General features: G+C 46.1%; 18 protein-coding genes. 7 read left to right on the forward strand and 11 right to left on the reverse strand.

Going from position 1 to position 25,090, the window contains the following annotated elements:
- Positions 1-46: 46 nt before the first annotated feature.
- Both NV381_RS18320 and NV381_RS18325 read right to left on the reverse strand, forming a co-directional pair.
- On the reverse strand, positions 47-1,351 hold the full coding sequence (locus NV381_RS18320; RefSeq protein WP_258214741.1) for a homocysteine synthase: 1,305 nt from the start codon (positions 1,349-1,351) through the stop codon (positions 47-49).
- A gap of 68 nt (positions 1,352-1,419) precedes the next feature.
- A complete protein-coding gene (locus NV381_RS18325) occupies positions 1,420-2,802 on the reverse strand; it encodes an LLM class flavin-dependent oxidoreductase (RefSeq protein WP_258214742.1) in 1,383 nt (460 codons plus the stop codon).
- Positions 2,803-2,944: 142 nt separating this feature from the next.
- On the opposite strand from NV381_RS18325, the gene NV381_RS18330 reads away from it, so the two are divergent.
- Positions 2,945-3,433 carry a GAF domain-containing protein gene (locus NV381_RS18330; RefSeq protein ID WP_258214743.1) on the forward strand — a complete coding sequence of 163 codons (489 nt, stop codon included), beginning with the start codon at positions 2,945-2,947 and terminating at the stop codon, positions 3,431-3,433.
- Here NV381_RS18330 and NV381_RS18335 read toward each other — a convergent pair.
- From NV381_RS18335 to NV381_RS18350, 4 genes are all read right to left on the reverse strand, one after another.
- Positions 3,403-4,791 carry an LLM class flavin-dependent oxidoreductase gene (locus tag NV381_RS18335; RefSeq protein ID WP_258214744.1) on the reverse strand — a complete coding sequence of 463 codons (1,389 nt, stop codon included), beginning with the start codon at positions 4,789-4,791 and terminating at the stop codon, positions 3,403-3,405. The genes NV381_RS18330 and NV381_RS18335 overlap by 31 nt on opposite strands.
- A 15-nt stretch (positions 4,792-4,806) precedes the next feature.
- Positions 4,807-7,113: an SfnB family sulfur acquisition oxidoreductase gene (locus tag NV381_RS18340; RefSeq protein WP_258214745.1), complete on the reverse strand. Its 2,307-nt coding sequence runs from the start codon at positions 7,111-7,113 to the stop codon at positions 4,807-4,809.
- 93 nt (positions 7,114-7,206) lie between these two features.
- A complete protein-coding gene (gene ssuD, locus NV381_RS18345; RefSeq protein ID WP_258214746.1) occupies positions 7,207-8,376 on the reverse strand; it encodes an FMNH2-dependent alkanesulfonate monooxygenase in 1,170 nt (389 codons plus the stop codon).
- Between the two features lie 18 nt (positions 8,377-8,394).
- Positions 8,395-9,867 carry a 4-hydroxyphenylacetate 3-hydroxylase family protein gene (locus NV381_RS18350; protein WP_258214747.1) on the reverse strand — a complete coding sequence of 491 codons (1,473 nt, stop codon included), beginning with the start codon at positions 9,865-9,867 and terminating at the stop codon, positions 8,395-8,397.
- Positions 9,868-10,251: 384 nt separating this feature from the next.
- Here NV381_RS18350 and NV381_RS18355 point away from each other — a divergent pair, with 384 nt between their 5' ends.
- The 4 genes from NV381_RS18355 to NV381_RS18370 all read left to right on the forward strand — a co-directional run bounded on the left by NV381_RS18355 (position 10,252) and on the right by NV381_RS18370 (position 16,884).
- Positions 10,252-10,863, forward strand: a complete 612-nt coding sequence (locus NV381_RS18355) for a TetR/AcrR family transcriptional regulator (RefSeq protein WP_258214748.1) — start codon at positions 10,252-10,254, stop codon at positions 10,861-10,863.
- 767 nt (positions 10,864-11,630) lie between these two features.
- Positions 11,631-13,241 carry a sensor domain-containing diguanylate cyclase gene (locus tag NV381_RS18360; protein WP_258214749.1) on the forward strand — a complete coding sequence of 537 codons (1,611 nt, stop codon included), beginning with the start codon at positions 11,631-11,633 and terminating at the stop codon, positions 13,239-13,241.
- Between the two features lie 133 nt (positions 13,242-13,374).
- Positions 13,375-13,584 (forward strand): alpha/beta-type small acid-soluble spore protein, encoded by a 210-nt coding sequence (locus tag NV381_RS18365; RefSeq protein ID WP_171654113.1) that lies wholly within the window; start codon positions 13,375-13,377, stop codon positions 13,582-13,584.
- A gap of 324 nt (positions 13,585-13,908) precedes the next feature.
- Positions 13,909-16,884 carry an ATP-binding protein gene (locus NV381_RS18370; protein ID WP_258214750.1) on the forward strand — a complete coding sequence of 992 codons (2,976 nt, stop codon included), beginning with the start codon at positions 13,909-13,911 and terminating at the stop codon, positions 16,882-16,884.
- A gap of 130 nt (positions 16,885-17,014) precedes the next feature.
- On the opposite strand, the gene ahpF is transcribed toward NV381_RS18370, so the two are convergent.
- The 4 genes from ahpF to NV381_RS18390 form a co-directional block, all read right to left on the reverse strand.
- Positions 17,015-18,544, reverse strand: coding sequence for an alkyl hydroperoxide reductase subunit F (gene ahpF / locus NV381_RS18375; RefSeq protein ID WP_258214751.1), 1,530 nt, complete (start codon positions 18,542-18,544; stop codon positions 17,015-17,017).
- 12 nt (positions 18,545-18,556) lie between these two features.
- Positions 18,557-19,120: an alkyl hydroperoxide reductase subunit C gene (gene ahpC, locus NV381_RS18380; RefSeq protein WP_258214752.1), complete on the reverse strand. Its 564-nt coding sequence runs from the start codon at positions 19,118-19,120 to the stop codon at positions 18,557-18,559.
- A gap of 395 nt (positions 19,121-19,515) precedes the next feature.
- Positions 19,516-19,827: a YbjQ family protein gene (locus NV381_RS18385; protein ID WP_258214753.1), complete on the reverse strand. Its 312-nt coding sequence runs from the start codon at positions 19,825-19,827 to the stop codon at positions 19,516-19,518.
- Between the two features lie 76 nt (positions 19,828-19,903).
- Complete coding sequence (locus NV381_RS18390; protein ID WP_258214754.1) at positions 19,904-21,163, reverse strand: TraB/GumN family protein; 1,260 nt, start codon at positions 21,161-21,163, stop codon at positions 19,904-19,906.
- Positions 21,164-21,410: 247 nt separating this feature from the next.
- Here NV381_RS18390 and NV381_RS18395 point away from each other — a divergent pair, with 247 nt between their 5' ends.
- Positions 21,411-22,172, forward strand: coding sequence for a response regulator transcription factor (locus tag NV381_RS18395; RefSeq protein ID WP_258214838.1), 762 nt, complete (start codon positions 21,411-21,413; stop codon positions 22,170-22,172).
- Complete coding sequence (locus NV381_RS18400) at positions 22,169-23,908, forward strand: sensor histidine kinase (protein ID WP_258214755.1); 1,740 nt, start codon at positions 22,169-22,171, stop codon at positions 23,906-23,908. The genes NV381_RS18395 and NV381_RS18400 overlap by 4 nt, the downstream gene beginning before the upstream one ends.
- A gap of 211 nt (positions 23,909-24,119) precedes the next feature.
- On the opposite strand, the gene NV381_RS18405 is transcribed toward NV381_RS18400, so the two are convergent.
- On the reverse strand, positions 24,120-24,815 hold the full coding sequence (locus tag NV381_RS18405) for a class I SAM-dependent methyltransferase (protein WP_258214756.1): 696 nt from the start codon (positions 24,813-24,815) through the stop codon (positions 24,120-24,122).
- Between the last annotated feature and the right edge of the window lie 275 nt (positions 24,816-25,090).

Raw genomic sequence — 25,090 nt, forward strand, 5'->3', positions numbered from 1 at the left:
TTCGCATGGATTTACTTGGTATTGGATCACGAAACATCAAGCTCAACTAGACTGCTGCTGGTTGTTGGCTAACCGCTATAGCCTGCTCCAGATCAAAAAGAATATCGTCAATCGCCTCTGTACCGATAGAAAGCCGAATTAAACCGGATGTTACCCCTGCAGCCGCTTGCTCCTCCTCATTTAATTGCTGATGGGTCGTGCTCGCAGGATGAATAATCAACGATTTGGAATCCCCCACATTCGCCAAATGCGAGAACAGCTGAACGGAATGGATCAACCTTTTCCCTGCTTCAATGCCGCCCTTAATCCCAAAGGTAAGAATAGCTCCCTGTCCCTTAGGCAAGTATTTCTGTGCCAGCTTATAGGAAGGATGACTCTCCAGCCCCGGGTAGCTTACCCATTCTACATCCTCGTGCTGCTCAAGATATTGAGCCACTTTTAATGCATTCGAGCTGTGCCGCTCCAGACGCAGATGCAGAGTCTCCAGCCCCTGTAATAATAAGAAGGAATTAAATGGAGACAAAGCTCCCCCGAGATCCCTTAACAGCTGCACTCTTGCCTTAATGATATAGGCGAGCGGACCGACGGCCTCGGTATATACGACTCCATTATAGCTTGGGTCCGGCTCGGTTAATCCCGGGAATCTTCCGTTAGCCGCCCAATCAAACTTTCCTCCGTCTACAATTACACCGCCAATGGAAGTACCGTGGCCTCCGATGAATTTGGTAGCCGAATGCACAACAATATCAGCGCCATGCTCAATAGGACGCAGCAGGTAAGGACTTGGAAATGTATTGTCTACGATAAGTGGAATCCCATTCTCATGAGCAATAGCCGCTACCGCCTCTATATCCAATACATCACCTTTCGGATTGCCGACCGTTTCCGCATAAAGGGCTTTGGTTTTATTCGTAATAGCTTTACGGAAATTTTCCGGATCGCTAGGATCTACAAATGTAACATTAATTCCCAATTTACTAAGCGTGTTAGAGAACAAATTATATGTACCTCCATACAAGCTAGCTGCTGAAACAATCTCATCACCCGCACCGGCAATGTTCAGTATGGAGTAAGTGATCGCCGCTTGCCCGGAGGCTACGCCCAAAGCTCCAACTCCGCCTTCCAGTGCAGCCACCCGCTGCTCGAATACATCAGTAGTCGGGTTCATAACGCGCGTATAGATGTTGCCGAACTCCTTCAGCGCAAACAGGTTAGCTGCATGCTCGGTATCGCGGAAGCCATAAGAGGTCGTCTGATAGATCGGTACCGCCCGTGAGAGAGTCGTTGGATCAATCTGTTGTCCTGCGTGTACAGCTAAGGTTTCCAGCGCTAATTGTCTTTCATTTGCCATTGTAACAACCTCTTTTCATTGGATTTATTGGATTTGGATGATTGGCCTGCATTGCCGCAGGTATGATTTTAATGCTGATTAACAGACTGGCGTCTTACTTTTGCCCCAGGATGATCTTCCGGAAGCTTGCTCTGACCTTGGCCAAACAGCTTCTCTCTAAGGGTGCCTTCCTCGTACTCCGTCTTATAAATCCCCCGGTTTTGCAGTTCAGGAATAACGTTATCGATAAACTCCTGCAAGCTTCCGGGGGTTATGAAGTGGGCAAGATTGAAGCCGTCAATCCCGGTCTCCTCCACCCAATGCTGCATTTGATCAGCAATGTCAGCAGGAGTCCCCACTAACACAGTTCCCCTTCCTCCAATCGTACCGATTTTTTGCTTCACTTCCCCTACGGTGAGCTTCTTTTCCGCATATTTGGTGAAATGGGCTGCCGTTGTTTGACCGTGGTTAGTTGGCTTATATTCCAAAAACTCCAGGGGATCGTATGCATCCAGATCATAACCACTTGAGCCGCCATATTGAGCCAATGCAGCATCCACACTCCACAGTCTGGAATATTCCTCGAATTTCCCCTGTGCTTCCTGCCGGGTGTCGCCTGCGATCACGTTCAAACCCATAAACATCTTGATGTGATCGGGATTTCTTCCATATGCAGCTGCCTTTCTACGTATATCCTGTACATAGAATCGCAAAGTTTCCACATTAGACGCCCCAACAAACACACATTCCGCATGTTTGGCGGCGAACTCCCTTCCCTTCTCCGAGCTGCCGGCTTGGTAGACGACAGGCGTTCGCTGTGGGGATGGCTCACTCAGATGGGGGCCTGGCACCCGGTAGAACTTTCCTTCATGATTGATTTCATGAACTTTCCCGGGATCCGTGTAGATTTTATTCTTCACGTCCCTGACCACTGCATCATCATCCCAGCTGGCTTCCCACAGCTTGTAAACGACCTCCAGAAACTCATCCGCCCTTTCATAACGTTCATCATGATCGAGCATGCCGTCCAAGCCGAAGTTTTTGGCGGCGCTCGGCAAGTAAGAGGTGACAATATTCCATGCCAGTCTGCCTTGAGTTAAATGATCGAGCGTCGACATCCGTCTGGCATGAGCGTAAGGATGCTCATACGTTGTAGTCACTGTGACAGCGAAGCTCAAATGCTTGGTCGCATAGGCCATTGCTGGTATAATTAATGCGGGATCATTTACCGGCACTTGCACCGCATCCCTCACGGCCGGATCGAAGCTTTGTTTATACACATCGTAGACACCGACCACATCAGCCAAAAAGAGCGCATCGAATTTCCCTCTCTCCAACAGCTGCGCCAGCTCCACCCAATAGCTTAATTCCTTGTAGCGATGCCGTTGATTACCCGGATGCTTCCACAACCCATGTGAATTATGCATGGCGCTATTCATATCAAAAGCATTCAATCGAATTTGTTTACCCATAGGCTCTCCTCCTCACACCTAAAGTCTTCTAGAAAAAAGACATAGCCATCAAGCTGATGTTATGTCTCCAGTCATCCGGTTGACATAATCATATTATTCAAATAGGATTAATATGAAATATTTATTTCAGGAGGTCAATTGCATGTTTCAACTTACAAGTTACGAAGGCAGTCCAGAGGAACGGTACACCTTGCTGATTCGCCAATTGGAGCATCTTATTGAAGACGAACCGGATCGCATTGCCAATCTGGCTAACGCCTCCGCTCTTCTTGGACAATTCCTGGAAACCATCAATTGGGTGGGCTTCTACTTGCTAAATGATGCCAATGAGCTGGTTCTCGGTCCATTTCAAGGCTTGCCTGCCTGCACCCGCATTGCCTACGGCAAGGGGGTCTGCGGTACCGCTGTTGCGCAAAGACGAACGCAGCGTGTGAATGATGTCCACCTGTTTCCGGGTCACATCGCTTGTGATGCGGCTTCACGGTCAGAGCTCGTCATCCCTTTGTTCCGTCAAGATACCGTTATTGGCGTACTTGACATTGATAGTCCGGTTGAAGCTCGCTTCACCGAGACGGACCAATATTATTTGGAACAGTTTTGTCAGCGTCTAACAGCAGGTACCGCTATTTGACGGTAGGAAGCCGCCGGGTGGGCATTCGGGAGATGGGACGTACCACGGCCGAACAGCTTCTGGCGGTATGTTCCTTCCTCATATTCTTCCTTGACCCGTCCGCGATTTTGAAGCTCCGGCACAACCAAATCAATAAAATCCTTTACGGTTCCTGGCGTAACCACCTGCGCGAAATTTAAGCCATCAATGCCTGCCTCGTCTATCCAACGCTCGATTTCATCGGCAATTTCAATCGGTGTGCCAACTTGCATCCAGCCTCCCCCGAACTTTCCAATCGATTCCTTCACTTCTCCGACCGTCCGCTTCTTCGTAAACTGGGTGTATTGTGCCGCCCTGGTTTGATTTCCTTCCGTGGACATATATTCAAAGATTTGGTCAGGATCGAGCTTTGACAAGTCATACCCGCTGGACCCGCAGTACTGGGCTAATGCTGCTTCGCTGCTGCGATACTGTTCAAAATCAAGAAATTTATCGCGTGCTTCCGCTGAAGTTTCCGCAACAATTGCCGAAAATCCCTTAAACATTAAAATTTGTTCGGGATTGCGCCCGTAAGCCTTCGCCTGGGAGCGAATATCCTCTACATAAAAGCGGAGCGCCTCCGGCGTCTGTCCACCAACAAACACACATTCCGCATGCTTGGCAGCAAATGTTCTGCCTCTTACCGAGCTGCCGGCTTGGTAAATAACCGGAGTGCGCTGTGGAGAAGGCTCGCATAAATGCGGCCCCGCAACCTGAAAATGCTTGCCCTTATGGCCAATTTCATGTACTTTGGCAGGATCTGCATACGTATCGTTGGCCTGATCAAATACAACAGCGCCCTCCTCCCAGCTCCCTTCCCATAGCTTGTAGCATACCTCCAAAAACTCTTCGGCGATTTCATATCGGTCGTCATGCTTAATCATCTCATCCAGACCAAAATTTCTTGCTGCATTCGGCAAATACGATGTAACGATATTCCAGGCAACACGACCTTTAGTCAGATGATCCAATGTCGACATTCGACGAGATAGAGCAAAAGGATGCTCATACGATGTCGAAACGGTAACAGCAAATCCCAGATGCTTAGTCGCATGGGCCATCACCGGAACAATCAGCGCCGGATCGTTGGCAGGCACCTGAACCGCATTTTTCACAGATATATCACGCGTGTCTTTGTATACATCATAGACACCGATAACATCTGCCAGGAATAGCGCATCGAATTTCCCTTTTTCCAGAAGCTGCGCCAAATCGGTCCAATAACCAAGTTCATTATACTGTCTGCGCTCGTTGTCCGGATGTTTCCATAATCCGTGGGAGTTATGTCCTACACAGTTCATGTCGAATAAGTTCAGCAGCAGTTTCTTCTTCTTTCCCATCTCATCACTCCCTTTCTATAACCCTGCCTGATTGGGCGGCAATAAGCCGTTCAAATACCAATTGCCCACATGATGCAGCTTCCAGCGTACCGGGTCATGAAGCGTATGAATTCTTCCGTTCCTCCAATGCCGATCCAAATTATATTTTTCATCCATGGAGGCGGTGCCCGCTACTTCAAACAAGGCGTTAGTGATGTCAATTACGACATCCGTAGCTACAGCTTTAGCTGAAGCAACCAACAACGAGGATTGTCCTGCTGTCTTTTCATTCAAGTTGCTTCGTGCCGTGTCAATAGCAGCGGCCGCTTTCTCCAGCAGCGCTTCTGCCGCCTGAAGCCGCACTCCCAGCTCCCCGAAACGTTTAATCAAATAGGGTTCCTCGGAAGCTCGTGCAGCACCACTCTGGATGGAGGGTCTTGATTTCTCGCGGACGAACCTTGATGCATCCTCGATAGCTGCTACAGCGATCCCTACATCCACTGCAGCATGCATGATCTGGGCAAACGCGCCAAAATATTGAGGCACTTCGAACGTTTTCCAATGTGGCACTATATAAGCATCGGGTACTTCTACATTGCTCAGAACAACACTCCCGCTTGCTGTTGTCCGCTGCCCTATTCCTGACCAATCATCGATTAACGTCAGTCCTTCCGCCTGTCGGGGGATAAATACCGCCACCCGCTTACCGTCGTCGTCATCGGCAAATACAGGTATCCATGGAGAGAACAAGGAGCCGGTACAATAATATTTCCTGCCGTTAACCCTCCATGTACCTTCCCCCGAGCTTGTAACGCGAGTCGACATCAATTTCCCCACACGAGCGCCCCGCTCAGCTAATCCGTTACCAAACTGCGCACCCTTCAACACTTCAGCGAAGAAATGTCTCTTCTGATCCTCCGTCCCGTTCAGCTCCAATACCTTCACAAAGAAATGATGGTTCTGCGGAATTTGCCCGATTGCCGCGTCGGCAGCTGAAATGATCTTGAACACTTCAGCCAAGGTAACTGTAGATACTCCTGGTCCCCCATATTCTTGGGGTACAACCATACTGAGCAGGCCGCTTTCCGCTAACTGCTTAATCTCATCAAAGGGCAGACGGCGATACCGGTCCCGATCCGAAGCTCCGGCGCGAATCTTATCCGCAAACTCATGCGCTATGTACAAAGCCTCTTCGTCCGACCGGATAAGCCTTGCCTCTTTACGGTCCTCAAAATAACGGACGGGAACATCGTCTATCATAAAGGATGAAACGCGGTCAGAGAGCGGGCTTTGCACCAATCCTGAAGCTATCAAAACTTGTGTGTTTGCAGAGAGCTTCCTGTCAACGAAATCATCGAGTATGAAATCAGACTCCAGCAGCTCCTTCTTTAGGTAACTGCTTTTATACTTAGCCAACAGGTCAAGATGCCTTTGATCCAGAGTAAGAGGCAGTTGTTTAAGTAACGATCCGTCATAAGCGGTCTCAATCCGGCTCTCGGGAATACCAGCAGCTTTGGCAGCATGACGGTAAGCATCCTTCTGATGCTTATCCGCCCACTCGGCAGCCAATTGAAGATGTGCCAGCACTCGCTCAACTGCCTCCGGGTAAGATTGCATCCATGCAACGGATAGCGCGAAAGCGAACAGCCCGGCTTGCTCTGAATCGGAGTCTGAATCGAAGTCCGAAGCGGAATCCATATCCTCATCTAAATTGCTAATCGCAGCTTTTTGCCCCCAGCGGGGCAGACGCTCTCTATCAAGCACCCGTGCCCCGGTGATCCGCTCCACATCATAAGCATCCGCTCCAAAGGAGATAATTGCGTCAACTTCACCTTGAAGCAAAGCTACTGTCTCACGCTGCGTATGATTCATTGTACCCGGAGGGAGGTGGACCCAACGGACATCCGATTCCAGCAATCCCGCCTGCTCGATAATTGCCGTAACCCGTTGGATAGCTTCAATCTTATGGATATCTGCACGATTATCCCAATCATAAGAAACACCGATAGTCGCTCCCTTAAGACTTGGAATCGAGTCGATCCATGAATCCGGCCGAACCAGAATAAATGCCTTTGCCGTTAGTTGGTTTAAACCTACAATTGCAATCTTCTGTCCTCTGCTTAACGAATAAAGCGTACTTAAGCTGTTGCTATAATAAATGTCCGCTTCCTCTCCGGCAGGAGGTACTTCTAGCGCTTCTCCGTTCTTTAAATCAGCAGCGGGTTCCAGTCGAAATCCCAAGCTCTTTAAATCTTTTTGCATTTCACCTAATTGAAGGGCCAATCCCCAGACGCTCGGAATCTGCAAGCAATCATACCGAATTGTTTTCCATTCGAAAGGCATAACGATCCCCCTCCATAAAATTGTTATGAACGAAAAAAGGAGACTCAACAGCTTTCCAGGCTGAAGGTCTCCGGCGATCCGGTAGATTTCCTGTTATTTAACACTGCTCACTGGCGTTTGGGAATCAGATGTTGTCGTCCCAGGCAGCTCATTATTGGCTATCATTTCTCCGAATGGACTGATGAAGGATGGATTATCAGCGTTTCGTGAGGAGCCCGGATTCAGCTTTGGAAACAGCAGCTCCGCTGTTCGGTATGCTTCTTCCAAATGAGGATAGCCTGAGAGAATAAACGTCTCAATTCCAAGCTCCGTATATTCTTTCATTCTTGCTGCTATGCTGTCCGGGCTGCCGACCAGTGCGGTGCCTGCACCTCCGCGTACCAGTCCGATGCCTGCCCACAGATTAGGACTGATTTCAAGCTTGGAACGGTCTCCTTTATGAAGCTCAGACATTCTTCTTTGTCCTTCGGAATCCATTCGCGCAAAAATTTGTTGGGCTGCAGCAATCGTATCTTCATCCAAATGCTGAATCAATTCAGCAGCCGCTTGCCAGGCTTCCTCTTCAGTCGGCCTGACAATGATGTGCAGACGGATACCGAAGCGGAGCGTTCGCCCCTGTGCCTCCGCCAGCTTACGCATGCGGTTTATTTTTTGTTCCACCTGAGCAGGCGGCTCTCCCCAGGTCAGATACACGTCCACATGTTCAGCTGCGATATCCAGGGCCGCTTCTGAGGAGCCACCGAAATAAAGTGGGGGATAAGGCTTCTGCACGGTAGGGTACAACACTTTTCCGCCCTTCACCCGCAAATGATCACCTTCGTAGTCCACATCCTCCCCTTCCAATTCTTTACGCCAAATGTTTAGAAAATCATCCGTCAATTCATACCGGTCATCATGGTCTAAAAACACCCCATCACCAGCCAATTCAACCGGATCTCCACCTGTCACCACATTTATCAGCAGCCTCCCTTTGGAGAATCTATCCAAGGTTGCCGTCATGCGTGCTGCTAATGTAGGCGACATCAATCCCGGGCGAATCGCAACTAAAAACTTCAAGTTTTCCGTGACCGGCACTAGAGTGGAAGCAACAATCCAGGCATCCTCACAAGATTTACCTGTCGGCAGCAGAACACCGCTGAATCCTAGTTCATCGACTGCTTGTGCGATTTGTTTGCAATAAGAATAACTGACTGCTCTTGCTCCTTCTTTCGTTCCCAGATAACGTCCATCTCCATGTGTCGGAATAAACCAGAAAACTTCCATTCCTATTCATCCTCTCTCTTAGGTATAGGTGTAATTCCGCTTGGATCCATATTTGCCCGCTTCTTTTAACAGCTTCCAAACAGGGTCGGTGAATGCTTCTTTATCGGATTTTACATATTGATTGGCGTAAGCTCGAACCGGATCTCCTGCGTAAAAGCGTTCATACAGCTCGTGCCTTGCCCCCAGCGGACTTCCAATCAAGTCCCAGGCAAGCTTGAACAAATGAATTTTCTTCTCTGCGCTTACAGAAGCTCCTTCGAAATACAAGTGCATCAGCTTGGATATCGGCCCGTAAAAATCCTCCATTCCCGATGGTGTCTGGACGAAACCTCCACCTCCTATTTGCTGCAATATTTCAATAGCGCGGGGATAAAACTTCGTTCCAATATTTCTAGCCGTATCAATAAAGGATATCTCAGGTACCAAGACTCCCGATTCGTCATGTTTGGCCGTCGTTTCACTCGCAATGACAAGTGCTTTCATCGTATCTACCTGGGTTATCAGCTCACCCAGCTTCTCCTGGATATGTAAATATCCATTGACTCCAATCGCTTCGGCAATTGCAAAAGCAACTCCGGTTACAAATTCCAGCTTCGATACGTAACGGACTACAGTTTGATGGAATGCCAGCGAATTAGCCGTCTTATTGGCCCGGAGCTTCAATACAGCCTCCGAATCTCCATACAAGAGGACCCTCTCCCAAGGAATAAACACATCATCGAAAAACAACACCGCATCCATTTCTTCATATCTGGAGCTCAATATATGATTTTGCTCCCTGCTATCCGCGAAAGACTCTCTGCACACAATATGCAATCCCGCAGAATTGGCCGGAACAATAAGGATGTGGGCGTGCTTACGGTCTTTTTTATCGAATTGTAAAAAAGAAAATATAATGAAATCATGTGTATACGGCGCTCCGGTAGCAATCATTTTCGCTCCACGGACTATAATCCCATCACTTGTCTCTCTTACGACGTGCAGAAACCGTTCGGCAATCCGGTTATCATCCAGACTGACAGACCGATCAATTTGCGGATCCAGTATCGCTGTGGTCAGAAACAAATCCCGGTCTCTAGCATCCTGATAATAGGACGTGATCTTCGATTCAAAATGGGGATCCAGCTTACCCAATTGTTCCTTTGCAGCATACCAGCCAGTGATCATGGAGCGCCCGTAATCGGATAAACGGCTCATCATCCCATGGGTTTCTTTGGCCCAATAATTAAAAGCCGTACTTCTCTTAGACAAATCTTGTGCAGAATACGGCACCAAGAATGAGCTGTGCGCATAAGCTTCCCTTCCCGAAGGAGCAAAACCAATATGATCACGAACTGCCGGATCATCGAGTTGATTAAATAATCGTTTGATCGTGCCGAGCGTCCCTTGAAATGCAGGATGATCAGACAAATTATCCGCTTTCGCCCCGTTTAACCATACATTCCGTCCATCAGCCAAACTCGAAATAAAACGGTCACCCCTTGTTGGCATACCCTCTCTCCTTCAACAACAAATCACATAATACCTATTGATAAAGTAGGTTTAATATGTTTATTATTATACTAATCTCGAAGTAATGTACAACCGATATTTTCTCCTTAAATGTTCTCTAAACAACAGTTTTCCTTGGATTTGTTGGTTATATTCGGTTTATTCAACATATAAACGGATAGTGTCCTCAACTCCAGAGAACGAAAGAAAAAGTAAGAATAAACGCATACCCTTTATTTATCTTTCTCACATACAAACTCAAACACAATTATAAGGAGCTGCCGAACAAGGCAACACATTGTAATAATTAGTTGGTTATCATACAAATGATGTATTTATGTTGTTTTATCTTTTTGATTCCGATCTCAAGCTTGGAGGTGTCAAATGATTCAGGATTCCCATTCCCCAGACCGTCGAATTCATAGAACTCGTTCAACCATCCTTGACGCATTCGTTTCTTTAATTTTTGAAAAGGGCTTTCCCTCCATTTCAGTAAAAGATATAACAGCTAACGCAGATATAAACAGGTCCACCTTTTACGCTCATTATCAGGATAAATTTGATCTGCTGGACAAACTTATAAAAGAAAAGCTGGAGGAATTGTCTCATCTCATCCATCCAACCCCCTCAAGTCCCATAGCATATAGTGGAAACTTCGACGAGCCTGACCCTTTCTTTATCCTGCTGTTTACTCATTTAACCGAAAACCAAAGATTTTACAAGGCTATGCTTTTCAAGCTGGAGCCTGAGGTTTTTACGGTTAAACTGTACGAAGTAATTCGAGAAAGCTTCTATGCAAGGATCGCTAATATGAAGATGGAGCGGAAGCTGTCCGTTCCAATGGATATTTTACTTAATTATTCAAGTTCATCTGTGATGGGGGTCATCCTGAATTGGATTAACGACCCCACTATGTATACTCCCCACTACATGGCCTTGCAGCTCACTCGCCTTACTATGCTGGGGACCTATAGAACGATGGGGTTATTTGATTGACACCCGCGTGGAGATAACGTGATAGAAGGCATAATCTGTATAGCTAAGCTGCCACCATAGTAACTATTTTTTTACAAGCATGTCTAAATCAACGTATTTCGGGTAATCCTTCATAGTAAACGAACTCTCCTTGCATGTTAGCTCTGCTTAGACATTATGGTTTATTTCCCCAATAACCAAAATTGCCCAAGTAACCTACGTTTCTGCAAGTCTGAGAGTTCGTTTTTTTCAATTATAGTAAGTATTAGGCTCCTGCCACCCGCATACGGAACTACGATCCTCTAAATGCCCAGTACCCCCAAGAAAACAAGATGTTACGGAACTACAATGCGCTATTTTTTCAATATTAAGCTGAAACCCCACATTTCAGGCAAATAAGAGATCGTACTTCCGTTTCGCTTGATTGATAACGTGTGCACCTCAAAATAGCGGATCCACGTTCCTCAAGCTCTCTCGATTGGACGTGGATTGCGCTTCCTGCATGAAATCCCCACAGCGAATTTGTCATTCACAGCAATTAATATAAGACCTTTGTACTATTTACTAATCCTGAAAATATAACCAATTATGATTCAGCCATAATTTTAACTGATGTTTCACTATTTTTACCTATTTTAACTTAAAAAAATATGCCTTTAGTCTCTATTTTGTGTATTTCCATACTGTATTGATAGGCATATTGGTCTATAATAAGAATGGGATTTGACAAATTATGGCGAAATGTTGTCAAAGTCTTAACATACACCTAAAACATAAGGGAGCACTCGATGCCTATGCTGCATGAAATTAAAGTAAACCAAAGGAAAAATATTAGTCTTGCCACTCTTTTAACAGGACTAGTCTCCTTATCTGTTCTTCTGAATTTAATCATTCTTCTCATTGCCTCCTATCAATCAAGCAAAAAATCACTAATCGACACTACACTAGCTTTGAATCTTACTAATGCAAGTAAAATGAGTCAAACCATAGACTCTCTGTTTAAATCCATGCGGAGCAGCCTGCAATATTCGGCGAATACATTTTCAAATATAAGCTTCATGAATGCAGATGCAATCTATTCTAAGCTAGAATTAATACGTAATAGCAGCAACTACTTTAATTCCATGGTATGGGTCGATGAAACAGGGCTTATTCGAGACATGTCTCCTGGTACTCACAGTTCAGCAGGCAGATATATTACATCAGAGGCTGCAAAAACCGCTTTGGCTTTACAAAAGCCTTACCTCTCCAAACCTTACGCAGCCTCAGGTAGCGGAAACCTTATCGTATTTATGAGTGAGCCCATCTACGATATGGACGGTACATATCGAGGGTATATCGGAGGTACTATTTATCTTGAGGAATCCAACGTTTTGAATATGATCTTCGAAAGCAATCCAACGGATGAAATAGGTTCTTATTTTTACATAGTGGAAGCCGACGGTCGTTTGCTGTTCCATCGCGACACCAATCGGATAGGTGAAGATATTAGCGCCAATCATGTTGTCCGGAAGCTTATTCGGGGCCAAAGCGGACATGAAGAAATGGTCAACTTACAGGGAGAGGCTCAATTAGCGGGATACGTATTGGTTCCGGAAAATGGTTGGGGTGTAGTTGTGGTGTCGCCTGTCGGCGTCGTATATGACCAACTTAATAATCATATTACTTCCGTATTGTTGAATATGATTATTCCGTTTTCGATATTGCTGTTAGTAGTCATATGGCTTGCCCGCAAATTGGCGAAGCCTTTCGTTGCCTTGGCTGACCTTGTGAGCAAAATCGGCAAAGAAAAAGTCGAAGTCCCTGAAATGAAGCACCATTGGAACAGAGAGGCGGATTTGTTATCAAAATCGATCAGATATGCTTTATCAGATATAAAAAAACAGACGGATCAATTGACACATGATGCAACCACAGATCCATTGACCGGGTTGACAAACCGAAGAACACTTGAGGCCATCATGCATCGGTGGATTGAAGAATCTATTTCTTTTTCTATTATTATTATGGATATCGATAGATTTAAAACCATTAATGACACATATGGTCATCAAGCCGGGGACAAAGTGATACAGCATTTCGCAAAAATTATTACTTCCACTGTAAGGCCAGGCGATGTGTGCTGTCGTTTCGGAGGTGAAGAATTCATTGCTCTTATTTCACATGTTGCCATTGATGAGGCTTTTTTTGTGGCAGAACGAATTCGCAATAGGCTTGAAAAAAGTGTGAATCCTATCGGGCGGATTATTACCGTCTCACAGGGCATCTCACACTATTCTTCTCACTCCGTTTCGGCTGAGGAGCTGGTTCATATGGCCGATCAAGCCTTGTACAAGGCTAAGCAATCGGGAAGAAACCGGACAATAATAGCAGAAAAAAAAGCAGGAATAATTAGTTAGCGATGCCTGCGGCAGGAGGAAACGTTTAAATTCCCCCTGGCAAGCGATGAAGGTATTGCCCTAATTTTCCATGTATAACTCCGTTATTTCATCGAATACTACTATTACACCAATGAAAAGGAGTGATTACCAAATGGCAAACAATAATTCTTTAGTAGTACAACAAGCACAGGCAGCGATCAATCAACTGAAGTATGAAGTGGCCCAAGAGTTAGGTATTCAATTATCTCCAACTGGTTACAATGGCAACCTTGCAACACGCGATGCAGGAGCAATTGGTGGCAATATCACAAGACGTCTAGTGCAGATTGCAGAACAAAATCTTTCGAGCTTTAAACGCTGATCCATTCGTTTCGATTTAGACATACAGAAGGCTTGCATCGCTCTTACTACTAAGAGTGCTGCAAGTCTTTTTGGTTTTCTTTCGATATGGTAGAGCTTCCACGGGGGAATGCCACCGCCCCCTCTCGAAAGGTAAATATAAGGAGGAATCCAGGCTATTTATGTCGAATTTCATTGTATGATGATGAGAATAAATAATAAAACCACCCTAATAAATATAGCCATAATTGTATTACTTCTGAGTGTTCTTCTCAGCCTGCGATGGACTTGGTCCGCAGTTTTTTCTACATCGGAGCATTCTCCCGCTGTTAATGGCGTACTCGACATGCGCGGCTGGGATTTCAGGAAATCCTCTTCGATCCGACTGGATGGTGAGTGGCAGTTCTACCCTGCAAAATTAGTTTCTCAGAAGGATCTGCATCAGGTAGAAGATCAATCCCATTATATTCAGGTTCCAGGAGACTGGAGTAGCGTGCTGACAAAAGACTCAGGATCCTCGATTGGCTACGGAACATACCGGCTGCGCATTCTAGTCGATCCTCTGGAGCAGCCTGTCGCGATGTGGCTTCAAGGATTACAAGCCTCTTCTGCTGTGGAAATCAATGGGTTCACTGAGGGGGACATAGGAAAACCTGCAGATAACGTCAGTGAGTACATACCCAGAAAAATTTCTTATACCGCTTCCTACCCTGCGAATGGTGTCCAAGAGCTTGATGTGCTCATACGAGTAGCTAACTTCGAGGATCCTTATAACGGGGGTATTCTGCAATCCATTCGCTTTGGCTCTCAGGCTGGCATCGACAGCCTGCGTTGGTATTCCATCGGATTTCAACTGGTAATGTTTATTGTTTTGCTGCTTCATGGATTGTATGCTTTCATCCTTTACTTGTTTAATCCTCATGAACGGACTTTTTTTATTATCGCTCTGTTAACACTGACTACCGGGGTTACGATTATGGCCGGTCATGATAACATTCTTTTTCTATGGCTCCCGATCGACTATGCATGGGCGTTAAAAGTAAGACAGGTCTCTCTCCTGTGGCATTCCCTTCTTATTCTTGTAGTATTCAGAAGGTTCTCTTCAGCTCCTCCGAAGAATGTTTGGCTGCGTGCATTCACAACGATGCTCATTATTTTCTCCGTATTCCTGCTGGCAGCAACTGCTCCAATAATCTATGGAACGGCTAAATTAGGTATCCTTACTTTTTTCTATTTATTACCCTTTGTCTGGTTCATTTATATAACAGGAACGATGATCTTCAAAAAGCAATCCGACAAGGACGACATCTTCTTGCTGATTTCCGCAGTAGGCGTTATGTCCAGCTTTATTTGGAGCTTATCGAATTATTTTCCTGTTTATTATCCAATTGATATTATTGCAGCCATCATTGGTTTTTCTACGTACTGGTTCAAAAAATATTTCCGAAATTCGAATGAAAATGCCAGACTTAATGAGCAGTTAAAAATAGCTGACAAGCTAAAAGACCAATTTCTCGCCAATACGTCGCATGAACTAAGGACACCGCTGCACGGGATTATGAATATTGCCCAAACCGTTGTCGCCAAGGAGAAAGAGAAGTTGAATGAGCGAAGCCTTAAGGATATGGAGCTCCTTATAACAATAAGCAACCGTATGTCGCATATGCTTGGCGATCTTCTCGACGTCGCACGACTCCAGGAACATCGTATTGTACTGCAGCAAGAGCCCTTGCAAATTCAATCGATCGTTCCCGGCGTAATTAGTATGCTTAGATTTATGATTGATGGCAAGCCGATCCAGCTGACTATGAATATCGAGGAATCGATGCCGCTGGTAATGGCCGATGAGAAAAGACTCGTGCAGATTTTGTATAATCTATTGCATAACGCCCTCAAGTATACGGAAGAAGGAACAATCTCCGTTTCTGCCGAGACGCGGGATGGACATGCCTTTATCCATGTCTCCGATACCGGGGTCGGTATGAATGAAGAAACACAGGCGCGAGCATTTCTCCCTTATGAACAAGGGTCTTATGGGATAAGCGATGGGAGAGGAATCGGACTTGGCTTAAGCATATGCAAGCAACTGGTAGAATTGCACGGTGGTGCATTGACAGTTCGTTCCGAGCCGGGTAAGGGCTCTGTATTTAGTTTTGGTCTGCCCTTAGCTAAAGTCTCGGATCTGCCATTGTCGCAACACTCTCTTCATCCCCACCAGATAATGAACAGAACCGAACACGGGCCTGCCGGGTTGATTTTTCAGAACGCTGCAATTAGTGAAATGGCAACCTCCATACATATCCGGCCGTTTCTGAATCACGGGAAGGTGAATATTCTTGCGGTTGATGACGACCCTGTCAATCTGAATGTGCTCGTTGGAATTCTCTCAGCAGAGCCTTATAACATCACTACAGCTAGTTCAGCTCGCGAGGTGATGGAATTGCTAGGCACCCAACAATGGGATCTGCTGATTGCCGATGTCATGATGCCACATATGTCAGGCTACGAGTTGACGCAGAAAGTTAGGGAGCATTACTCGGTAGCAGAGCTTCCCATATTGCTGCTGACTGCACGTAGTCAGCCTGCTGACATCTACACCGGATTTTCTGCAGGAGCCAACGACTATGTTACTAAGCCTGTAGACGCTCTGGAGCTCAAATACCGAATCAGGGCTTTAACCACGCTGAAGCAATCCATAAATGAACGTTTACGTATGGAAGCTGCCTATCTACAGGCACAAATTCATCCTCATTTTCTTTTCAACACGCTTAATTCAATTATGGCACTTAGTGAAATTGACACCGAAAAGATGCGAAATCTGGGCGATTCTTTTACATCATTTTTACGGATCAGCTTTGATTTTTTAAATACTGGAGAACTGGTCGAGCTTGCCCATGAGCTGGAGCTTGCCAAAGCCTATTTATATATCGAAAAAGAGCGGTTTGAGGACAGGCTGTCAATCGTATGGGAAGTTGAATCCAACATTAACTTGCTTCTGCCTCCGCTTTCCATACAGCCTTTGATTGAAAATGCTGTCAAACACGGTCTCCTTAGTCAAAATAAAGGCGGCACGGTTCATATACGGATTGCTCGCCAAGATAGCTTCACGCTTATTGAAGTAAAAGATAATGGCAAAGGTATGGAACAAGAAAAGGTATCTCAACTTTTGAGTCCGACAATGAAGGGAGAGGGCGGAATAGGACTTACCAATACGAATCGACGATTGATACAATTGTATGGTCAAGGCTTGTCTATTTCCAGTAAACCCAATGAAGGAACCACAGTGTCGTTTATTATTCCGGACAATTGGCATAAGCAGTAAACAAAAGAAAAAACGCCCCTTGACGGGGCGTTTCGGTTTAAGTCAATGCCTAACTAGTCATTTACAAATATTTACAGAAAAACCGCAGAAAAACTATTGCATCGACAGTCGCTGTACTCATATCCATCCTTTAATTTCGGATCAGATAATCGAACGCGCCTAAGGCAGCATTAGCACCCGACCCCATAGAAATAATAATCTGCTTGTACGGATTGTTTGTACAATCACCTGCAGCAAACACTCCGGGTACGCTCGTAGCGCCATGGCTATTTACAACGATTTCCCCGATGCGATTGCGTTCGACCGTATCACCTAACCAATCGGTATTTGGTACAAGACCGATCTGAACAAACACCCCTTGCAATTCAATATGCTGAACTGCACCTGTGTCGCGCTCAATGTAGGATATACCGTTTACCTTATCAGTGCCGGTAATTTCTTTGGTTTGAACATTCTTTATAACCGTTACATTAGGCAGACTATAAAGACGTTTTTGCAGTACAGCATCTGCCTTCAGCTCTGGCATAAACTCAAGAACAGTTACATGGCTCACAATACCTGCGAGATCAATTGCCGCCTCAATACCAGAATTACCGCCGCCAATAACCGCTACATGTTTTCCTGCAAACAAAGGACCGTCACAATGAGGGCAGTATGCTACACCTTTATTCTTGAACTCTGCTTCGCCGGGCACACCAACATTACGCCAACGAGCACCTGTTGATAGAATTACGGTCTTACTCTTTAGAATAGCACCGTTTTCGAGTTCAACTTCAATCAATTCCTTTTTTTCTAAACGCTTGGCGCGCTGTAATTTCATTACATCAACGCCGTACTCCTTCACATGCTCTTCAAGACTCGCTGCGAGCTTGGGACCTTCGGTATATTTAACGCTAATAAAGTTCTCAATACCGACGGTATCCATCACCTGACCACCAAAGCGTTCAGCAACAATACCTGTGCGAATGCCTTTACGCGCCGCATAAATTGCTGTACTTGCACCTGCTGGACCGCCCCCAACCACAAGCACATCATATGGATCCTTGTTGGTAAAATCTGAAGCATCCGGAGCTTTACCTATCTTAGCAAGAATTTCCTCGAGCGTCATACGGCCACTACCAAAAAATTCACCATTCAGGTAAACAGATGGCACTGCCATAATATTTTTGCTTTCTGCCTCTGCTTTAAACGCCGCGCCGTCAATCATGGTATGCGTAATGCCTGGATTGAGAATGCTCATCAAGTTCAGCGCCTGAACAACATCGGGGCAATTATGACAACTCAAGCTGATGTAAGATTCAAAATGATAGTCGCCGCTAATATTTTTAATCTGGGCAATTACATCCTGCTCAACCTTTGGAGCTCTTCCGCTAACCTGCAGCAAAGCTAACACTAAGGAAGTAAATTCATGTCCCAGAGGAATGCCAGCAAAAGTTACCCCAGTATCTTCGCCCATACGGTTCAAACTAAAGCTCGGTGTTCTCGGCAGTTGTGTTTTTTCCACTGTAATTCTGGATGACATGCTGGATATTTCATCCACTAGAGCCAGCATGTCAGCAGATACAGCATCGGACTCGGCGCTAACTTTGATTAGCACATCGCCTTCCATGAGCTGAAGGTATTGGTTTAATTGAGCTTTAATATCTGAGTCTAGTATCATTTAAAGTGCCCCTTAAATTTTTCCTACGAGATCAAGGCTTGGTCTAAGTGTTTGAGCGCCTTCTTGCCATTTGGCTGGGCAAACTTCACCCGGATTGTTTCGAACATACTGCGCTGCCTTAACCTTGCTTACAAGAATACTTGCATCGCGGCCGATGCCGCCAGCATTAATTTCAACAGTTTGGATGATACCATCTGGATCGATGATAAAAGTACCACGATCAGCAAGACCGTCCTGCTCGATCAGCACATCGAAGTTACGGGAAATCGTATGTGAAGGATCACCGATCATAATGTAAGTAATTTTGCCAATCGTTTCTGAGCTGTCATGCCATGCCTTATGTGTAAAATGGGTATCGGTTGAAACGGAATACACTTCAACACCAAGCCCTTTTAGAGTCTCATATTGATTTTGAAGATCCTCAAGCTCAGTTGGGCAAACGAATGTAAAATCTGCAGGGTAAAAGCAAACTACACTCCACTTACCTTTTAGATCAGCGTCTGAAACTTCGATAAACTTACCATTTTGAAAAGCGGATGCATTAAACGGTTTTACTTCAGTTCCAATTAGAGACATAATTAATTTTTCCTCCTAAATGTGGTTTGAGAATTATATATAGCTTTTCTAGGACCTACATACAGCACCTCTAGTAGTCTATAATAATTCTTGTTTAGTTATATAGACATGATATCACTGACAGCCTATTTGATCATGAAGGAACCATGAAGACAAGATGAAGCTTTGATGAAGATTTATGTTTTTCTTTGATCATGTCCGACTCCATCGGTTTGCTGCTGGGGCCATCATACATAGCTGCCTGCTGGTATTACCCAATTAGCATTATCCCTTCTTTTCACAAAAAGTATTCTTCCTTCGGCCTTCTTCGGCAAAATGGATTGAACCGACAACGTGATAACGATATTGAAAGAAAAAAGCCGCTACCTGAATCGTAGCGGCGTTAGTGTGGTGGCTTAAACGATCACAGCCGTCCCGCTTACAGCGACCATCAGCATGCCATCGCGAATGACCTCGTAATCTATGTCGACTCCGACAATCCCGTTAGCTCCCATCCCTGAAGCTTTCTGGGTCATCTCAGCAAATGCTGTATCTCTCGCTTCCTGAAGTTTGCCCTCGTAAGCGCGCGAGCGCCCCCCTACGAGGTCGGTAATCGAAGCCTTAAAATCTCTGAATACGTTGGCTCCCATAATGACTTCACCCGTGGCAATGCCCAGATACTGCTTGATCGGGGAACCTTCAATAGTTGATGTAGTGGTTATAATCATAAATTATCCTCCTCAATTGTCCTTGCTATATAGTGATACGCTTCTGGGACAGCCTGTCGTGTTAGGAACAATAGTACTACTGTCTTTCCACCGTGAAGCCTTCCTTCTCCAGCAATGGAGCTACCCCCTGGTCGCCCAGCGTATGCAGCATTCCAACCACAACCATGTACGTTTCTTTTTTATCACTGTTCAGATAGCTTTTAATCTTCTCGGCCATTTCTACATTGCGGTCAGTCAGCAGGGCTTTGTGATATTCAGCATCCCAATCAGAAGAGTTGGTATATTCATGCAAGGCGTTATAATCGCCCTCTTTCCACATTTTAGCAAGATCATCGATCCCTCCATTCGGTGCGAGGGTGACCCCAGAAGATGGGTCCAGTGTTTGGAGCAGCAGCTTTTCCTGCAGAGAGTCGGAGTAGTTGTTGTTCGTCTGGAACTGGGAATCGATACTTTCCAGGGAAATAACCGGTTTTTTCGCTTTGTTGGCCTTGTCGATCAGGTACTGGTCAATCCCTATTTCCGATTGATAGCCTTCTTTTCCTACAATAATGCCCAAGATGTTTTGCTGGACGAACCACGGCTTGAAGCTATCGAAGCTGTTTTCCGGCAGCCCATTTGCTTTCAGTAATGCTGTAACTTTGTTATATATTTCTGCGGAGACATGATCCTTTAGTGTGCTTCCGTCTTTATAAACACCCAGTTCCAATATCTGTTTTTGTAATTCCTCGGGAGCTACCTTCGATAAGTCGACCTCTACGCCCAAGTAATCAGCAGCTTGGAACGCATTCTCAATCTCCGGACGCAGCGGATACATTCCTTCAAGTACGTAATGGATTGAACCAAGCAGATACACCGTGTTGCCTTTATTCTCTACCTTCCACAAGAAGCCGCGGCTTCCATCGGATTGCTGCTTGGAGGTAAGGCTAACCTGACGCAGAGACTGGTTCCAGGCAACTTGATAGCCTACAGTTTCAGCGACAAAGCGGAGCGGCACATACGTAACATTCTGAATTAGCTTTGGCGCTGCTTCCAGCTTGACTGCTTTGCCGTTTGCAATAGCATTTGTGCTGCCAATTTGAAGGGAAAAGGAGAGACCTTCTTTGGCGTCGCTGACGATTTGGGTCGCTTCATCCCAATTCACTTTGACATCCAGCTTCTCCAGAATCGGACGCATCGGGACGAGTGTCACCCCATTTTCTAAGATCGGTTCGGACTTGCTGAATTGGATTTGCTCGCCATTTAGCCATATGGACAAGGCATTCTCTGCTGCGTGAACGGAAGAGAATACAGAAGCAAACAAGAATAGGGAAAGAAATAAAACACTAATTTTTTTCATCTGCATATAAGCTCCTTTGTAGTGTGATGATAAAATTTAGATTATCAGGGGCTTTGAGTGACCTACTTACCAGGATAAGCTGCTTGTCCTCCTTTCATATTGGAATCGACATAACCTCCCAAAAGCTAAAATGCTCGAATAGTTTTCTCACCCCCTATCCTATCAGCCTCAATGAAACAGAACCTAAACGGATAGATAAACATCAGCTTAATTTTGCTCCCGCCGTTTAGGTTCCGTTAAGGTGAATATGCTACTATGGAAATGGGTGAAAACGATGACAAGTTTATCAGATATTAAAATCGCAATCGTCGACGACGAGCCTTCGATTGTCACCATGCTGCAAATGGTACTTCGCAGGGAAGGGTTTCATCAGCTGTACGCGGCTTCCAGCTGTGCGGAAGCTCTCAATTTAGCGAAGCGTGAAGCCCCCGATATCGTTCTGCTCGACATTATGCTCCCCGACGGCAGCGGACTAGAGCTCTGCTCCAAGCTCCGCGAATACGGGAATCCGCATATTTTATTTCTGACAGCCAAGGCTTCAGATCTGGATGTCCTGCGGGGCTTCGCGATGGGCGGGGACGATTATATTACGAAGCCCTTCAATCCCTTGGAGGTGGCCGCAAGAATTCAGGCGCGTATACGCCGTCTGGAGCAGGAAGGCCCCACAGTTAGTCCGGTTAAGGGGTCCGAACCCGGCGTTTACCGGTTCGGCCGCTTCACCGTTACCGAGGCGGAGGGCGAGCTGATTGTAGATGGGCAGCCTGTTCCTTGCCCGGCGCAGGTCTTCCAGCTGCTTCTGCACTTCTGCAAGTTTCCCGGAATCGTATTTTCCAAAACACAGCTCTACGACCAGGTTTGGGGGATTAACGGACAGGGCGATGACTCGACCGTGATGGTGCATGTCCGGCGCATCCGGGAGCGGATCGAGATCGATCCCGGCAACCCGAAGCTGCTTCTTACCGTACGCGGGCTCGGCTACAAGCTGGCGAAGGAGTCGCAGAAACGATGAAGATCCAGCGGCGCATGGCGTTCCACTTCACGTATCAATTGATTTTCTATGCTCTGCTGATTGTGGCCATTACTCTGGTTGCCTGCATCATATTTTTCCAGAACATGACGAGTAGTGAGATACGCCGGAACTTTCCGGTTGGTGTCCTGCAACAGATCGCTCAAGAAGCTCATTACAAGAGCGGGACGATTAAGATCTCCCCCGAGTGGGACAAGCTTATCGAGGAGAAAGGAATGTGGCTGCAGGTTGTCAGTGCCGAAGGAGAGGTGATCTACACCGTCAATACAACTCCGCATCATGCACTACCGGCCTCCTACTCCATCGCTCAACTGCTCGATGTTCAGGAGACACGGACGCTTGGGACGTATGCCGTACACACTCAGTTGAATTTTTCCTTCCAAGAGCCGCTTCTGTATATACTTGGCTACCAAAATCCTGACCTTGATCAGCTCGTGGCCTGGTTCGACGCTTATGGACAGCATGGAATCGTGCGTAGCGAAGCGGTTCCCGTCTTGGACCAGCAGCTGCACGAAACCGGCAGCTATCTGCAGGTGATCGATCCCGAGAGCCATATCGTACAAGGCATCGGCGATGGAGCATACGTGCGGAAAGCGTATCGACCGCTGGATATTCTGGCTATCCAGCAATCCCCCAGCAACTATGACACGAATATTGTCACTCATCGGGACAAGCTGAGCGGAATGACCTGGATCCTCTATACGCCCCATGCAGCGGGAGCCCCACTGAAGCATCCTGTAATGGAAACGGCAACGCGTGGACTCATCTGGTTTGCAGGACTGATCCTGCTCTTGGCGCTGCCGATCTCCATCTGGCATGGCTACCGCTACGGTCAGCCGCTGATTCTGTTCGCAGGCTGGTTCGAACGTATGGGCCGGGGACAGTACGACCAGGTACTGACCGCCAAGGACATACGCAAGGTTTTCCGCCGCAACGGCACGATGCGAATCAGCTATAGGCTCTATAAGGAAGTGATCGAATCCTTCTATCAGATGACTCATCAATTGGCTCAGACGGAGAAGGAACGGGAGCGGCTGGAGAAGGAGCAAGCGGAGTGGATGTCAGGAATCTCTCACGATCTACGCACGCCCTTGGCTACGATTCAAGGCTATGGGTATATGCTAGAGAGCTTGCCTGAGCAATGGAGCCACGAGGAGATGCGCATCATGGGCTTAACGATTCGGGAGAAGGGAGATTATATGCTTGCGCTGATCTCCGACTTCTCATTGATTCATCAGCTTAAGCAAGGCGATTCGATCATGGAGCTTCGGGAGATAGACTTGGTTGAGCTGGTGCGCCGCTCCGTACTGAAGTACGTCAACGACGCCACCATGTCTGAGTATCAGTTTCACTACGTTGGCGAGGAGCGTCCTTTGCTGGTAAAGGCAGATGAAACCTGGCTGCAGCGGCTGATGGACAATCTGTTGTCCAACGCCGTGAAGCATAACCCGCCCGGCGTGATCGTCACTGTCTCTGTCGGCAGGATGAACGACAAGGCATGCATCCGAGTAATCGATAATGGCAAAGGGATGGACGAGGAAACGCTGCATCATTTGTTCAATCGCTACTACCGGGGAACGAATACTGTAGAATCGACGAATGGCTCCGGGCTCGGGATGAGTATCGCCAAAACCATCGTGGAGGCGCACGGCGGCGAAATTCAGGTGCAATCCAAAGTGTGGCAAGGCACGAAAATTGAGATCCTGTTGCCCTGCTGAGCCAAATCAGGATTGAAGCGCGTGATTCCTTCCAAATAACAAACTAAATATTCCATCTATGCATGCGTAAAAAATCCCGATGTATCAAGGCTTTAAGCCACATCGGGACCAGGGTCTGGCTGCACTATCCTGCCCCGAAAGTTGAATAGGCTACCGATCGCACCGGCAGCCTATTCATGGGTTGAACTAACGTTCGCCGTTAGTTCAGTCATTAGGTGTCCCACCAAAGCAATCGCCTGGAGATGTCAACATGTTTATGGTTAGATCTCTCGATACAACCAGTAGGCTTGTAACCCCAACTAGATACTAATCCGTACCTGGTAGAAGTACTTGTCTCTTCACTATAGGGACCTAAAATCAGTCTTCCAGACGGTTTAACAAAATGTTCAAGTAGATGTTCCAAAAACATTTGCTGCTTACCGGGAACTGCATAATCTAACTCCTTAACACAGACAAAATCAAACTTCTCCTTTGGAGTCCAACTCACTGCATTCCCTGTATAAAAATGATTGCTCCATTCTGGAAGGCGTTTCTTCGCTAACTCAATTAAGCCTTGAGAAATATCAAGCCCATGGCAGGTTAATTTATAGTACCCAAGCGCGGTTACCCAACGATGAAGAGACTCGAGCAGATATCCGTTCGCGCATCCAACATCAATAATTGTTCCACTTTTATGAATTACATCAATCAGCATCTGATGCGAATGAAAGTATCCATGTTCATTTCCACCATGCCCTGATTGACCTCTTGGGTTATCGCTTGCCAGATAATGCTCAGTAAAGTACTGACTGTTTATCTCAAACCATTCATCTTCCGATATTTTACCTTCAGACAATTCTTTAAATAGGGACTCATTAAATTCATGTGCCTTATCAATTAGCTTTCTAACTGATTCACCGGTTGACATATAAATCGACCCCTCCATTTTTTTGGTATATTATACCATAAATATTTATATGAGTGGGTTATTTATGTTAACTGTACATATAAGGAATGGAGCTCTAAGGCGCTATGGCCATATTCACGATTAATCTAAAGAGAATATTGAAGTAAGATACCAGCCATACAGGCCTGCCTAGATAATGAAAAGACGACCCTCACCCCTAAAAAATGGGAATGAAGGTCGTCTTTTTATTCGTTTCTCTAACTGTTCCGTAAGGTGTTTTGTAGCCAAAGAATGAG

This window comes from Paenibacillus radicis (ex Xue et al. 2023), from assembly GCF_024722015.1.
GTDB lineage: Bacteria > Bacillota > Bacilli > Paenibacillales > NBRC-103111 > Paenibacillus_S.